This window comes from Sphingomonas sp. ID0503, assembly GCF_048565625.1.
Lineage (GTDB): Bacteria > Pseudomonadota > Alphaproteobacteria > Sphingomonadales > Sphingomonadaceae > JBLZUR01.
Genome location: NZ_JBLZUR010000002.1, coordinates 2,973,799 through 2,987,727 on the forward strand (window position 1 = coordinate 2,973,799; position 13,929 = coordinate 2,987,727).

Below are 13,929 nucleotides of genomic sequence, written 5' to 3' on the forward strand. Positions count from 1 at the left end.
AATCGGCGCCGGCGCCCCGACGATCGATCGGGCCGCGCTTAGAACAATACATGGAGTGAACTATGCGTCGTTTTGCGTATGCCGTTTTCGCGGCAGGCACCGTCATGTCCGCGATCGCCGGACCCGCCCTCTCCCAGACCCCGGCTGAGGGAAACTTCTCCGGCGCGCGGGTCGAGGGTCTGCTTGGTTGGGATCGCACCCATGCCTATGGCGGGCATGACGATGGCGTTCTGTACGGCATCGGCGCCGGCTACGACTGGCGGAGCGGCAATCTGGTGGTCGGCATCGACGCGGAAGCCAATGACTCCACCGCCAAGGAATGCGCCGGCGCACTCTGCGCCAAGGCCGGTCGCGACCTGTATATCGGCGGTCGGGTCGGCAGCGTCGTCGCGCCGAACGCCCTGCTCTATGCCAAGGCGGGTTATACCAATGCGCGTTACAAGCTCGCCTATGACGACGGCTCGGCCCGGGTCATCGACGGCCGCACCTTCGATGGCCTCCGCGTCGGCGCGGGTCTGGAGTACGCGCTCAGCCCGAACAGCTTCGTGAAGGCGGAGTACCGTTACTCGAACTACGAGGACGGGCTGTCCCGCAACCAGGTGGTCGGCGGCTTCGGCGTCCGCTTCTGATCGAGCGAGGGGGCGGTCCGGCGGGCCGTCCCCTTTTTCGCGCAGCCGCCACTGGCATGGGGCGAAAGCCGCGCTATAACCTCGGCTCAAGGTCTTTTCGGGGTTCCGGGGGTTGTGATGAAGGCGACGATCGAACGCGCGACGCTGCTGAAGGCGCTGAGCCATGTGCAGTCGGTGGTCGAGCGGCGCAACACCATCCCGATCCTGTCGAATGTACTGCTGGAGGCGTCCGACGCCGGCCTGCGCCTGATGGCCACCGACCTCGACCTGCAGATCAACGAGACGGTCGATGCCGCCGTGGACCAGGCGGGCGCCACCACCGTATCGGCGCACACCCTGTTCGACATCGCTCGCAAGCTGCCCGAAGGCGCGCAGGTGCAGATGTCCGCCGCCGAGGGCAAGATGCTGATCGTGGCAGGCCGGGCACGATTCAACCTCGCCACCCTGCCCCGTGACGACTTTCCGGTGATCGCCGAGGGCGAGTTGCCGACCCGCTTCGAACTGCCGGCCGCGACGCTGCGCCAGATCATCGACAAGGCGCGCTTCGCGATCTCCACCGAGGAGACCCGCTATTACCTGAACGGCATCTTCCTCCACACGGCCGACGGCGTGCTGAAGGCGGCGGCGACGGACGGCCACCGCCTGGCGCGCGTCACCGTGCCGCAGCCGGAGGGAGCGGAGGGCATGCCCGACGTGATCGTGCCCCGGAAGTGCATCGGCGAACTGCGCAAGCTCCTCGACGAGGTGGAAGGGGATGTCGGCGTATCGCTGTCGGCGACCAAGATCCGCTTCGCGCTCGGTCATGCGGTGCTGACGTCGAAGCTGATCGACGGCACCTTCCCGGATTATTCGCGCGTCATCCCGACCGCCAATGACAAGCTGCTCAAGCTCGACCCGAAGAGCTTTATGGAGGGCGTGGACCGCGTCGCGACGATCGCCAGCGAGAAGACCCGTGCGGTGAAGATGGCGCTCGACCGCGACAAGATCACCCTGTCGGTGACCAGCCCGGAGAACGGCACGGCGGCGGAGGAGGTGTCGGGCGATTATACGTCGCCGGGCTTCGAGATCGGCTTCAACGCGCGTTACCTGATGGACATCCTCGGCCAGATCGAGGGCGATACCGTCGAGGTTCACCTGGCGGACGCCGCCGCACCCACGCTGATCCGCGAGAGCAACCACGCGCCCGCGTTGTACGTGCTGATGCCGATGCGGGTCTGAGCTCTTAGCGTCAGATTGCGCCGAAGTCGGCGCATCCCTCCACCAGCTTCGCTGGTCCCCCTCCCCATCTGCGATGGGGAGGATCTTAGGACGCCGGCGGCGCTGAGGTCTGCGTGGCCGCGGCCGTCGGGTGATAGGGGAAGGGGTAGACGTTGGTCATGCCTTCCAGGCCGTTTCCATCCACGGCGCTGATGCTGATGAAGTAGTCGTTTTCCGACAGGCCGGCGATCGTGAACACCGGGTCGGTGGTGTAGAGATCGTTGGTGATGTTGCCGAAGCGCGTGTCGAGCGCGAATTGCAGGTGGTACTTCACCGCGCCTTCGACCGGCTTGATCGTGACGCGGACGCCGTCGCTACCGGCGCGCTCAACCTGATTTGAGATGACGGGCGCTTCCAGAAGCTTGACCACGTCGCCGGCACCCGCCTCCCTCGCGATGACGCCGAAGCCGCCGGGAACTGAGACGTTCGTAGGACCCGCCTCCAAACCGACCTCGCCCCGCAGGGTTTCGGTGGCCGAGGACTTGACCGCGTCGTCATAGCTGACGCGGAAGGCCGTGCCGCGGACGGCGGCGACTGCCACCGGGGTGACCACGTCGAAGCGGTTTCCCGGACTCTCGCTATGCGGGACGTCGTACTGGCTCTTGCCCGCTTCGAGGCGGAAGACGCGCTCCACCTCGCCCGAGATCAGCACCGAGCGCAGGCGTTCGATGCGGATGCGGCTGTTCGAGGGAAGTGCGATGGTCGAACCATCCTCCACGGCGAGGCTGACGGACGAGTTGGGGCCGGTCTGAATGCGTCCTCCCTCGCTTACCACCATGCCGCGCCTCGCTGCTTCCGCGCCGACGGTAACGTTGCCGCGAAAGGCGGTGATCCGAGCGGAGATGATCGTCGTCTTCAGCAAGGAACGGGGAATGGTCAGCGTCGAACCGACGGGGATGCGCCTCGGGTCGCGGACACGATTGACCGTCTGCAAGGTGCGGTAGTCGTTCGGGTTGCTGAGATAGGCGTTGGCGATCGTCATCAGCGTGTCGCCGGGCGCCACCTGGTAAGCGAAGGGGCCGACCATCGCGCTGCGGGCGACCGCCGCCGCCGGGGTCAGCGCGGCCGTCGCAAGAAGAAGCGCGGGGATGATGGCGGAGATACGCATACCGGACCCTCTTCAGCCTCCTGCTGGCAACCGGCTCTGCCGCGGTGCTCGACGCGGGCGAGCTTATAGAAGGCCCGCCGTCAACGCGAGGCCCGGGACCGTAAACTATGGTTGAGCGGGAAAGCGTGGATGCCCCGTGAGGATTCGAACCTCAATTGACGGAGTCAGAGTCCGTAGTCTTACCTTTAGACGACGGGGCAACGCGGGGGCGGCAGATAGGTTGACGGCCGGGGCCTGTCAACATCGCTGCGCGCCGGAGGCGCCCTTGCGGCGAAACCCGGGGGCAGATAGGCTTGCCCCAAGTTCCGCCGGCTCTGGGCCGGCGGTGAGCCGCGAAGAGTTCGACAATGGCGCAGATGATCCCGGCGGCGGGCGAGTGGCCCGGCAGCCAAATGCCACGGCCGGGGCGACACGAGGCAGGCGAAGCGCGTACATTCGGCGCCATCGACCTGGGCACCAACAATTGCCGCCTGCTGATCGCCCGGGCCGAGGGCGAGGAGTTCGTGGTGGTCGACGCCTTTTCGCGCATCGTGCGGCTGGGCGAGGGGCTAACCGCGAGCGGGCGGCTGAGCGACGCTGCGGTTGAACGGGCGATCGGGGCGCTGGCGATCTGTGCCGGCAAGCTCAGGCGGCGGCGGGTGACGCTGGTGCGCTCGGTCGCGACCGAGGCGTGCCGGAGCGCCGCGAACGGGCCCGCCTTCGTCGAGCGGGTCTGGCGCGAGACGGGGCTGAAGCTGGACGTCATCACCGCACGGGAAGAGGCGCGGCTCGCCGTGCTGGGGTGCCACAGCCTGGTCGAGCCGGGAACCGGGCCGGCGCTGATATTCGACATCGGTGGCGGATCGACCGAGCTGGTACTGGTTGAGACGGGGCAAGGTGAGCCGGAGATCCTCGACTGGTTCAGCGCACCCTGGGGCGTCGTGTCGCTGACCGAGAGCGAGCCGGCTTTGTCCGACGACCGAACGGGGCGGGAGGCCGCCTATGGCCGGATGCGGGCGAAGGTGGAGCAGGCGTTCGCCGGGTTCGCGGCACGGCTGCCGCAGCCGGCGGGCGGTGCGCGGCTGCTGGGAACCAGCGGGACGGTGACCACCCTCGCCAGCGTACATCTCGGCCTTCCGTGCTATGATCGGCGGGCGGTGGACGGCGCGCGCGTCCCGGCGGAGGCGATGCGGGCGATCGGGACGCAGCTTGCCGCCATGTCGGTGACCGAACGGGCCGAGTTGCCGTGCATCGGGACCGAGCGGGCCGATCTGGTGGTCGCCGGCTGCGCCATCCTCGACGCGATCCTCGACATCTGGCCGGCCGAGCGGCTGACCGTGGCGGACAGGGGCATCCGCGAAGGAATATTGCGGACGTTGATGGCGCATCGCGGGCGCGCCTCGTGAGCCGGGGCGGCTCCGGCGGGCGCAAGCACGTGCTAACGGCGCGGAACCGAAGTGCTGCCTCCACGCGCTGGCTGGAGCGGCAGCTGAACGATCCGTATGTCCGCCGAGCCAAGGCCGAGGGCTATCGATCACGAGCGGCGTACAAGCTGCTGGAACTGGACGAGCGGTTCGGCCTGTTGAGGGGCGTGACGCGGGTGGTGGACCTCGGCCTCGCGCCCGGCGGCTGGGCGCAGGTCGTGCGGCGGCGCGTGCCCAAGGCGGCGGTGGTGGGCATCGACCTTCTGCCGGTCGATCCGATCGATGGGGTCGAGATCGTCCAAATGGACTTCACCGACGAGGGCGCGCCGGAGCTGCTGGCCGAGATGCTGGGCGGGCCGGCGGACCTGGTGCTGTCGGACATGGCGGCGAACACCGTCGGGCACCCGCAGACCGACCATCTGAGGACGATGGGGCTGGTCGAGGCCGGCGCGGATTTCGCCGGGGACGTGTTGCGGCCGGGGGGCGCCTATGTCGCCAAGGTCCTGGCAGGCGGTGCGGACAACACGCTGGTCGCTCTGCTGAAGCGCATGTTCACGACGGTGAAGCACGCGAAGCCGCCCGCAAGCCGCAAGGACTCGTCCGAATGGTATGTGATCGCCCAGGGGTTCAAGGGGCGCGGAGATGAGGCCGAGGCATCGGAAGGCTAGGCTAAGTTCGGCCAAGACATCGGCGTGATCATGGCTGTGCTGAGGTAGGGCCTCCGCTGGTGAGGGAGCGCGGATGGATGCTGAAACGCGTTCAGAATGACTGGCCTCGTCCCGTACGGCGCTCGGAAAGTCTCAAAAGTCTCCCCTCAACGAGCGGGTGCGCGCACGCCTGGGCGCGCGGGCGCGAGGAGGCAGGATAAACGATCAAAAGAGCGAAGGCGCGCTTGGCAGAACTTTTCCTACATTGGAAGAACAAAACGAGGTCGAGGCCAGATCGCCTCGAAGGGCGCCTGCGTCGAAGGGGGTAAGCAGAAGTCCGTCGTCATGCGTCGACTTCGCCCGGGACAGATGGTCGCTGGCACATACGAGAAGGGCGGCCCCTTCCGGAGCCGCCCTTCCTGTCCCACGATCCGGCGACGGATCAGAAGTTGCCGTAGGCCTCGTTGCCGACGAAGCCGACCTTGGTCACGCGGGCGCGCTTCACCACGGCGAGGACCTCGTCGACCAGCTCGTAGCGGGCCTGGGGATCCGGCTGCAGGTGCAGCTCCGGCTCGGTCGGCAGCTGCAGCGTCAGCGCCAGGTAGCTGCGCAGGGTCGGAAGGCTGATCGCCTGGCCGTTCCAGAGCACCTGACCGGCCGGGGTGACGACGATCTTGTTCTTGACCGTGTCGATCGGCGGGTTGGTCGTGTCCTGGTTCTGCGGGAGATCCATCTTCACGGCGTGCGTCTGGATCGGGATGGTGATGATGAACATGATCAGGAGCACCAGCATGACGTCGATCAGCGGCGTCGTGTTGATGTCCATCATCGGCTCGCCCTCGGCGCCGCCCGTGCTCATGGCCATGAGTTTATACTCCTAACTGGGCTCAGCCGGCCTGCTGACCGGGGGTCGGCTCCGAGATGAAGCCGACGCGGGCGAAGCCGGCGCGCTGCATCGTGAAGACCGCGCCGCCGATGCAGCGGTAGGGCGTGTTGATATCACCACGGATATGCGCTTCCGGCAGTTCGAGGCCGGGGGCGTTAATGCCGCCCTGCTTCTCGATCTCTAGCTTCAGCTTCTCGACGGCGCGGTTAAGCAGGTCGCCCGCATTGACGCGGGTCTGGCCCCAGTACACCTCGCACTCGCCGCCGGGACCGGCGCGCACGGACAACGAGACGTTCTCCGGCTTGGTGGTGGTCGCTTCGTAACGAACCTTGGGCAGCTGAACCGGAACGGTCTGGATCACGACCGGAACGGTGATCAGGAAGATGATCAGGAGCACCAGCATGACGTCCACGAGGGGCGTCGTGTTGATGTCCGACATCGGGCCGTCCGAGTCTCCGGGGCCGACACTCATGGCCATAAGGCGGGGTCCTATCCTACTTTACTGAACCGGCAACCGCCGGGTGCCGGGAGGGGCGGCGCCCAAGAACGCCGCCCGCTCCTCAGGTCTTACTTCTTGATCGGCGCGGCCGGGGTGGCGACCGGGCGGGCAGCCGCGACGGTCGGCTTCAGCGCGCCGTTCGACACGAGGTAGCCGTGCAGATCGGTCGAGAAGGAGCCGAGCTGCTCGGCGATCACCTTGTTGCGGCGGATCAGCCAGTTGTAGCCGAGCACGGCCGGAACCGCGACGACGAGGCCGATGGCGGTCATGATGAGCGCCTCACCGACCGGACCGGCAACGGTGTCGATCGACGCCTGACCGGCGGCGCCGATCTTGATCAGCGCGCGGTAGATGCCGACCACGGTGCCGAACAGGCCGACGAACGGCGAGGTCGAACCGACGGTGGCGAGAATGGCGAGGCCGTTGCCGAGCTTCGAGTTGATCGCCTGCTGGCTGCGGCCGATCGAGCTTTCCAGCCACTCATGCTGGTCAACCGGGTCGATGAGCTTGGTGTGCTCGTCCTGCGCCTTCAGGCCGTCGTCGACGATCTGACGGAACGCCGAGTTCTTTTCCAGCTTCGCCGCGCCATCACGCAGGGTGGGCGTGCCCCAGAAGCTGCGGCGGACGGTCTTCGCCTGATTCAGGATCTTCTGCTGCTCCCAGAGCTTGGTGAAGATCACGTACCAGGACGCGGCCGACATGATGACGAGGATTGCGAAGGTGCCGATAGCGATCGCGCCACCCTGCTCAAGGGCTTCGACGAGACCAAACTGGTTGGGGGCCGGAGCCGCGGGAGTTGCCATTTTCGAACGTTCCTTTGGGTTTGAAGTCTTAGTCTAGAGGCTTGGTGGCGGTCCGAAGGCCGCCACCGATCAGTTCGCGGGAACCACCCACTTGACACGGCGGGATGCGGTGGAGCGCAGCGGCTGCCCGTTCTCATCCAAGGCAGGCGAGTACTTGCCGCGGCGGGTGATCAGGCGGCAGGCCGCCTCGTCAAGGTCAGACGAACCGCTGGACTGCGTCACGCGGCAGTTCTCGACCCGACCCTGGGTGTTGATGTCCCAGGTGATCGCGGTCGTGCCCGACCGCTCTTCGCGCAGTGCGCCCGGCGGATAGTCATCGTTGGTGATCCACTGCGCAGGGTCACCCTTCGCACCGGCAGCCTTCGACACGCGGGGCGGCGCGGGGGGCGCCGGCGGCGCCGTCGGCGTGATGACAGGCGCCGGGGGTGGCGTCGGCACGGTCACGATCGGCGGCGCAAGGCTCTGCGTCTGCACGATCGGCGGCGGGGCGACGATCGGCGGCGGCGGAATATCCTTCGGCACCTCGGGCGGGGGCGGCGGGGTTTCCGGCGGCGGCGGTGGCGCCTCTTCCACGTCGAAGGTCTTCAGATCGGGGGCGATCTGCTTCACCGCCTTGTAGGCGAGACCGGAGACGAATGCGTAGCCCAGGAAAATGTGCATGAGGACGACGATGATGATCGACGTCAGCTTGCGGGGGCTCATCGCTGGTTGATCAGTGTAAGCCATTCAGAAACGAAACTCCCACTCCACCGGTGATCATAGATCGTCAGGTTGATGCTATGTGATTGGGCCGGGCGGGGCTGCTTGCATGGCTACCCATCGTTTCCGGATCAATCTACGGAGGGCGACTTTGTATCGTCGGTTTCGCGAACAGGTCAAACGCTTTGTGGAGAGCGTTAACATCGGGTAATTTCCGCGAGAATTCTCATTTTGGGGCGGATTTCCGGCCGCCCTGCCGATCCAGGGAGCCGTGCGTGCCGAGAAAGCCAAGTCTTTGTGCCGCCTTGATTTTGGCTGCGACCGCTATTTCGATGCCGGCGGTTGCCGCGCCCGCCCCGCCACTGGCCGCGACATCGCTCAGCTACGCCGATCTGGCCGATCTGGCCCTTCCCGCGCCCGTTGTGGCCATTGCCACGATCGCCAGGGCGCAGAAGTTGCGACCCGATGATTCGCCCGGCCTGAGCCCCGGCGCGACGCGATTCTACGTCCAGGCGGAGGTCGGCGGGCTGATCCGCGGGGCGTCCGGCCTGCCTGCGGAAGTGAGCTATCTGGTCGATCTGCCCGCCGATGCGCGCGGCAAGCCGCCCAAGCCGAAAGGCGCGAAAGTGATCCTTTTCGCCGATCGCGTCGCCGCACGCCCCGGCGAGTTGCGGCTGATCGCGCCCGATGCGCAGCTGGTGTGGAGCGCGGAGACCGAGGCCAAGGTCCGGGCGATCCTGACCGAGGCGCTGTCCGCCAGCGCGCCGCCGCGCGTGACGCGGGTCGGCAACGCCTTCTACGTGCCGGGGGTGCTGCCGGGCGAGGGTGAGACGCAGATATTCCTGCAGACGGCGGACAACCGGCCGGTCTCGCTTTCGATCCTGCGGCGCCCGGACGAGCAGCCGCGCTGGGCGGTGGCCTTGGGCGAGATGGTCGACGAGGCGGCCGGGCCGCCGAAGCCGGAGACATTGCTGTGGTATCGGCTGGCCTGCACCCTGCCCGCCGCCCTCCCCGCCAGCAGCGCGGCGAGCCTGGGGGCCGAGGAGGCGGCGCTGGCGCGGCGCGATTACGGCGTGGTGATCGCGGGGCTGGGCGCCTGCGAGCGCAAGCGGGTGAAGTAGACGGTCAAAGCGTCGGTACTGGGCCGGCGAAAGAGGCCATCTCCACGCCGACGCCCTCGCAATCGGGATAGACATCGGGCTTGCTGGTCTTGATGCGGAGGGCGAGCACGCCTTCGCGCCCGGCGAGAAGGGCATAGATCTCCCGCACGAAAGTCTCCTGCAGGTTGAAACGGCGGCCGGCGGCGAGGCGGCCGATTTCCGTGCGGAGGAAGTCGTAGTTCCAGGCGGCGGCGCGGCTGTCCTCGGCGGCGAAAGCGTCTTCCGTCACCCACACCTCGACCGAGACGAGCAGGCGCTGGGGCGTGCCGATCTCGAAATCGTGGAAGCCGATGTCGACGGGCAGGTCGTAGTTTTCGAGGAAGATGCGGAAGCTGCCCGGGCGCAGCGTGTCCGGCAGCGGGCCGTCGATCGGACGGGGGTTGGTCATTCGGACTCCATGTACTGCACGTCGCGGGGCAAGCCGAGGAAGCGCTGGCCCGCGTCGAGCGTGAGCGTCTGGCCGGTCATCACCGGGCTGGCGATGATGGTGCGAAGGGCGGCGACGACATCGTCCACCGTCACGCCGCGACCCAGCGGGTTCATCTTGTGGACGGCGTCGAAGTTCTCGCGGGTCTGCTTGCCGGAGACGAGGGTGACGGCGGGCGCGATCCCGCAAACGCGGATGTTGCGGGCTGCGAGCGCGCGGGCTGAAAGCTCGGTCAGGCCGGCGAGGCCGATCTTCGAGATGGTGTAGGTGAAGAAGTCCGGGTTGAGCGCGCCGAGCTTCGCATCGAGAAGATTGACGATCAGGCCGTTCGCATCGGCGGGTAGATGACCGGCGAAGGCCTGGGTCAGGAGCGCGGGGCCGCGCAGATTGACGTCGAGATGCGCGGCCCAGCCGGCGGCGTCGAAGTCCTCCAGCCGGTCATAGGTGAAGCGCGAGGCGTTGTTGACGAGCAGGCCGAGCGGGGGGAGTCCGTCGAGTGCCGCAAAGATGCGGGCGGGTGCGTCGGGATCGGCGAGGTCCGCCTCGACCACGCCAGCCGCGCCGACCTCCGCCGCGAGCGCCTGCGCCTCATCCAGCGAGTCGTGGCAGTGGATCAGCACCGACCAGCCGTCTGCCGCGAGAGCGCGGGTGATCGCCGCACCGATGCGGCGGCCGCCGCCGGTGACGATCGCTGTGCGCGGGCTGCCGAATTCGGGCGTCATCGGGCGCGCGGTTAGCCTCAAGGCGGCGCGGCGTCCACAGGCGATCCCACGACTGCTCACCTACCTGTCCACTTAACTGTCCACAGGCGGTCACATTTGCGCTTCACAGGGGCGGCGCGCAGCCCCATGGGACGCGCCCGTGTTTCCGTCGTCCGGAAAGCCGGACCGACAGAAGGACAGGCGAAGACTTGATCAGAGTGACCCCGATCGACCAGGCGCCGCCGAAGGCGGTGGAGGCGCTGCTCGACGCGGCGTTCGGCAAGGACCGGCACCAGCGCACCGCCTATCGCCTGCGCGAGGGTGCGAACCCGGTGCCCGAACTGAGCCTCGCCGCCTTCGACAATGCCAGCGCGCTGGCCGGTGTGCTGCAGAGCTGGCCGGTGGCGCTGGTCGATGGTGAAGGCGGACGGCACCCGATGGTGCTGGTCGGGCCGGTGGCGGTGCGGCCGGACCTGCAGCGCGAGGGCCTGGGGCGGCGGATGATGGAGGCGATGCTGGCGAAGGCGGATGCGGCGGCCGAGCCGGCGCTGATGCTGATCGGCGACCCGGAATATTACGGGCGGTTCTTCGGCTTCTCGGCGGTGCCGACACAGGGGTGGAGCCTGCCGGGACCGTTCGAGCGCCATCGCCTGCTGGCACGGCTGGCACCGGGGGTGACCCTTCCGGCCGAAGGATCGGTTGAGCCGGCACGCGCGGTTTTGCCGGCGGGATGCTAATCGCCTAAACGGCGGCATGGACCGGATCGATCCGACAGGCTGGCAGGAGACAGCGGGCCTAGCGACGCTGCTCGACGCGCTCGGCGGCGATAGCGGAGACACGCGGTTCGTGGGCGGGTTCGTGCGCGACACCCTGCTGGGCGTCGGCAGCAAGGACATCGACCTTGCCGCCCGATTTGCGCCCGAGGAGACGGCGCGGCGGATCACGGCGGCGGGGTTCAAGGCGGTCCCGACGGGCATGGCACATGGCACGGTAACGGCGGTGCTGCCGGGCGGACCGGTGGAGGTGACGACGCTACGCCGCGACGTGTCTACGGACGGCCGGCATGCCGAGGTGGCGTTCACCGACGACTGGCGCGAGGATGCGGCGCGGCGCGATTTCACCATCAATGCGCTGTCGGCTGAGCCGGCGGGCGCGGTGTTCGACTATTTCGGCGGGCTGGATGATCTGCGCGCGGGGCTGGTGCGGTTCATCGGCGACCCGCTGACCCGCATCGCCGAGGATCACCTGCGCATCATGCGGTTCTTCCGTTTCCACGCCCGCTTCGGACGGGGCGAGCCGGATGCGGCGGCGATCGCGGCCTGCACGGCGCGCGCGAAGGACCTGATGGCGCTGTCGCGTGAGCGGATCGCGGATGAGCTGCTGAAGCTGCTGGCGCTGCCCGATCCGGTGGCGGCGGTGCGGTTGATGCTGAGGAGCGGCGTGCTCGCGGCGGTGATCCCGGAGATCACCGCCGCCGACGGCCTTGCCGGTCTGGTCGGGCGCGAGGGGGAGATTGCGCCCGATCCGCTGCGGCGGCTGGCGGCACTTCTGCCGCGCGACCCGGAGAAGGCAGGGGCGGTCGCCGCGCGGTTGAAGTTGTCGAACGCCGCGCGCAAGCGGCTGACCGAGGCGGCGGCAGTGCGGGATGAACCTGCGCGGGCGCTTGCCTACCGGCTGGGAATGGACGGGGCGGTGGACCAACTGCTGCTGGCGGGCCGCGATGTGAGCGTTCTGGTCGGCTGGGAGCGGCCCCGCTTCGATCTGTCGGGCGGCACGCTGATCGGCATGGGCCTGACGCGCGGGCCGGGGGTGGCGGCGACGTTGCAGGCGATCGAGCGGCGGTGGATCGCCGAGGATTTTCCCGGCGAGGGCCGACTGGCGGAGATCACCGCCGAGGAAGTGGCTCAGGCCTCTCGGGCGAGCATATAGGCGAGCGCCTCGGCCGCCGGCAGCGGCTTGGCGAAATAATAGCCCTGCCCCTTGTTGCAGCCGAGCGCGGCGAGCTTCTCCGCGAGTTCCGCCGTTTCGATGCCCTCCGCCGTCGTCTCCATGCCGAGCGCCTCGGCCAGGCCGAGCACGGCGCGGACGATCGCCACCGAATCCTTGTCGGCGAGCATCCCCATGACGAAGCTGCGGTCGATCTTCAGCACGTCGATGGGGAGACGCTGGAGATAGGCAAGAGACGAATAGCCGGTGCCGAAATCGTCCATCGCGACCTTGCAGGACAGCGCCTTCATTGCCTCCAGCACGCGGGTCGCGCGTTCGGGATCGCTGACGATGACGCTTTCGGTGAGTTCGAGGGTGAGGCGGTTGCCGGGCAGGCCGGTCTCACGCAGCACCTCTTCGATCGAGGAGACCACGTCGTCGCGCGCGATCTGGATAGCGGAGACGTTGACCGCCACCGAGAGCGGCAGTTCGCGGCCGACCTGCGCATCCCATTGCTTCAGCGTGCGCGCGGCTGCGGCCGTTGCCCAGCGGCCGAGCGGGAGGATGAGGCCGGATTCCTCGGCCACAGGAATGAACTCGGCGGGGGAGACGAAGCCGAATTCGGGATGGGTCCAGCGGGCCAGCGCCTCGAAGCCGGAGACCTTGCCCGAAGCGAGATCGATCAGCGGCTGGAAGGCGAGGGTCAGCTCCTCGCGCTCGATCGCACGGCGGAGTTCGGTTTCCAGAGTGAAGCGGCGGCGGGCGAGCATGGCCTCGGCCGGCTGGTAGATCTCGATATGGCCGGTGGACTTGGCGTATTTGCAGGCGAACTGCGCATTGCGGATCAGCTCTTCCGACTGGCCCGAGCCTGCGCCACGCAAGGCGCAGCCGGCGACGCCGTCGATGCGGATCTCCAGGTCGGAGATGCGGAACGGGGCGGCGAGCGCGCTCTGGAGCCGTTGCGCGGCGCGGATCGCGTCGTCGCCCGATTCGCAGCCGCGCAGCAGCACGCCGAACTCGTTGCCGCCGAGGCGGGCCAGCAGGTCGCCCGAGCGGAGTGCGGAGACGAGGCGGCGCGCGACCGTGATGAGAAGCTCGTCACCGGCCATCGATCCGAGCGATTCGTTGATCCGGCTGAAGCGCGAGAGGTTGAGGATGAGCACGCCGAAGCAGCTGCCCGGCGCGTCGCCTTGCGCGGCCTCCAATGCCGAGTCGACCGCCTCGTCGAAGGCGACGCGGTTCGGCAGTCCGGTCAGGCTGTCGTGCATCATCTCGGCACGCAGTGAGCGGGCGGTCTCGACCTCCGCCGTGCGGTCGATGAGGGTCACCATGCAGCGCGCAGTCTGGCCGACGAAGGGACCCATGGGCGCCAGGCGGACGGTGAAGTGGCGGGCACCGATACCGTCGCCGTCGGACCAGGCGAACTGGCGCGGGCTGTCGCATTCGCCGAGGAAGCGCTTGATCTTATGGGCAAGCGAGGTGCGGCCGAGGACGGGCAGGCCGGCGAGCGAGGTGTCGGCGAGCGCGTCCTTGGACGTCTCGCAGAGGCGCGCGAAGATGCCGTTCACGCCCGAGATGACGTCGCCGGAGAGCGTCCGCGTGACGATCGCCGCGGCGATCGGCAGCGCTTCGAGATAGCCGTCCTGCACGGAAAGAAGGGGAACGATCGCCGGTACCGGCGTGATCGCGATCGCCTCCGCCGCAGCCTTGATCGGCAGCGACGCGGGTTCAGGAACCGGCTGGGGCTTCGATGAGCGCATGACTCTGCCCTAGGGGTAAAGGGT

General features: G+C 68.0%; 15 protein-coding genes and 1 tRNA gene. 7 read left to right on the forward strand and 9 right to left on the reverse strand.

What is annotated here, in order from left to right; all coding sequences use genetic code 11:
* Positions 1-62 precede the first annotated feature (62 nt).
* Both ACM608_RS15560 and dnaN read left to right on the forward strand, forming a co-directional pair.
* Positions 63-629: an outer membrane protein gene (locus ACM608_RS15560; protein ID WP_419684411.1), complete on the forward strand. Its 567-nt coding sequence runs from the start codon at positions 63-65 to the stop codon at positions 627-629.
* A 117-nt stretch (positions 630-746) separates the two neighbouring features.
* On the forward strand, positions 747-1,847 hold the full coding sequence (gene dnaN, locus ACM608_RS15565) for a DNA polymerase III subunit beta (protein WP_419684412.1): 1,101 nt from the start codon (positions 747-749) through the stop codon (positions 1,845-1,847).
* 85 nt (positions 1,848-1,932) lie between these two features.
* Here the strand turns inward: dnaN and ACM608_RS15570 are convergent, their stop codons facing one another.
* Both ACM608_RS15570 and ACM608_RS15575 read right to left on the reverse strand, forming a co-directional pair.
* On the reverse strand, positions 1,933-2,994 hold the full coding sequence (locus ACM608_RS15570) for a FecR domain-containing protein (protein WP_419684413.1): 1,062 nt from the start codon (positions 2,992-2,994) through the stop codon (positions 1,933-1,935).
* Positions 2,995-3,120: 126 nt separating this feature from the next.
* A tRNA-Gln gene (locus tag ACM608_RS15575) sits at positions 3,121-3,194 on the reverse strand.
* A gap of 192 nt (positions 3,195-3,386) precedes the next feature.
* Between ACM608_RS15575 and ACM608_RS15580 the strand changes: the two genes are divergently transcribed.
* Positions 3,387-4,379 carry a Ppx/GppA phosphatase family protein gene (locus tag ACM608_RS15580; protein WP_419685243.1) on the forward strand — a complete coding sequence of 331 codons (993 nt, stop codon included), beginning with the start codon at positions 3,387-3,389 and terminating at the stop codon, positions 4,377-4,379.
* The gene (locus tag ACM608_RS15585) at positions 4,376-5,065 is read left to right on the forward strand and encodes an RlmE family RNA methyltransferase (protein WP_419684414.1); all 690 of its coding nucleotides are present in this window, start codon (positions 4,376-4,378) and stop codon (positions 5,063-5,065) included. Before ACM608_RS15580 ends, ACM608_RS15585 begins: the two co-directional genes overlap by 4 nt.
* A 421-nt stretch (positions 5,066-5,486) precedes the next feature.
* Here the strand turns inward: ACM608_RS15585 and ACM608_RS15590 are convergent, their stop codons facing one another.
* The 4 genes from ACM608_RS15590 to ACM608_RS15605 all read right to left on the reverse strand — a co-directional run bounded on the left by ACM608_RS15590 (position 5,487) and on the right by ACM608_RS15605 (position 7,958).
* On the reverse strand, positions 5,487-5,909 hold the full coding sequence (locus ACM608_RS15590) for an ExbD/TolR family protein (RefSeq protein WP_419684415.1): 423 nt from the start codon (positions 5,907-5,909) through the stop codon (positions 5,487-5,489).
* 22 nt (positions 5,910-5,931) lie between these two features.
* Positions 5,932-6,408 carry an ExbD/TolR family protein gene (locus ACM608_RS15595; RefSeq protein WP_419684416.1) on the reverse strand — a complete coding sequence of 159 codons (477 nt, stop codon included), beginning with the start codon at positions 6,406-6,408 and terminating at the stop codon, positions 5,932-5,934.
* A gap of 89 nt (positions 6,409-6,497) precedes the next feature.
* Complete coding sequence (locus tag ACM608_RS15600) at positions 6,498-7,232, reverse strand: MotA/TolQ/ExbB proton channel family protein (protein ID WP_419684417.1); 735 nt, start codon at positions 7,230-7,232, stop codon at positions 6,498-6,500.
* 69 nt (positions 7,233-7,301) lie between these two features.
* The gene (locus ACM608_RS15605; RefSeq protein WP_419684418.1) at positions 7,302-7,958 is read right to left on the reverse strand and encodes an energy transducer TonB; all 657 of its coding nucleotides are present in this window, start codon (positions 7,956-7,958) and stop codon (positions 7,302-7,304) included.
* Between the two features lie 305 nt (positions 7,959-8,263).
* Between ACM608_RS15605 and ACM608_RS15610 the strand changes: the two genes are divergently transcribed.
* Positions 8,264-9,052, forward strand: a complete 789-nt coding sequence (locus ACM608_RS15610) for a hypothetical protein (RefSeq protein WP_419684419.1) — start codon at positions 8,264-8,266, stop codon at positions 9,050-9,052.
* A gap of 4 nt (positions 9,053-9,056) precedes the next feature.
* Here ACM608_RS15610 and ACM608_RS15615 read toward each other — a convergent pair whose 3' ends face one another.
* Both ACM608_RS15615 and ACM608_RS15620 read right to left on the reverse strand, forming a co-directional pair.
* Positions 9,057-9,479 carry a dihydroneopterin aldolase gene (locus ACM608_RS15615; RefSeq protein ID WP_419684421.1) on the reverse strand — a complete coding sequence of 141 codons (423 nt, stop codon included), beginning with the start codon at positions 9,477-9,479 and terminating at the stop codon, positions 9,057-9,059.
* Positions 9,476-10,240 (reverse strand): SDR family oxidoreductase, encoded by a 765-nt coding sequence (locus tag ACM608_RS15620; protein WP_419684422.1) that lies wholly within the window; start codon positions 10,238-10,240, stop codon positions 9,476-9,478. The genes ACM608_RS15615 and ACM608_RS15620 overlap by 4 nt, the downstream gene beginning before the upstream one ends.
* 197 nt (positions 10,241-10,437) lie before the next feature.
* Here ACM608_RS15620 and ACM608_RS15625 point away from each other — a divergent pair, with 197 nt between their 5' ends.
* Together ACM608_RS15625 and ACM608_RS15630 are read left to right on the forward strand one after the other, a co-directional pair.
* On the forward strand, positions 10,438-10,956 hold the full coding sequence (locus tag ACM608_RS15625; RefSeq protein ID WP_419685245.1) for a GNAT family N-acetyltransferase: 519 nt from the start codon (positions 10,438-10,440) through the stop codon (positions 10,954-10,956).
* A 16-nt stretch (positions 10,957-10,972) separates the two neighbouring features.
* The gene (locus ACM608_RS15630; protein WP_419684423.1) at positions 10,973-12,148 is read left to right on the forward strand and encodes a CCA tRNA nucleotidyltransferase; all 1,176 of its coding nucleotides are present in this window, start codon (positions 10,973-10,975) and stop codon (positions 12,146-12,148) included.
* Here the strand turns inward: ACM608_RS15630 and ACM608_RS15635 are convergent.
* Complete coding sequence (locus ACM608_RS15635) at positions 12,124-13,905, reverse strand: putative bifunctional diguanylate cyclase/phosphodiesterase (protein WP_419684424.1); 1,782 nt, start codon at positions 13,903-13,905, stop codon at positions 12,124-12,126. The genes ACM608_RS15630 and ACM608_RS15635 overlap by 25 nt on opposite strands.
* Positions 13,906-13,929 lie beyond the last annotated feature (24 nt).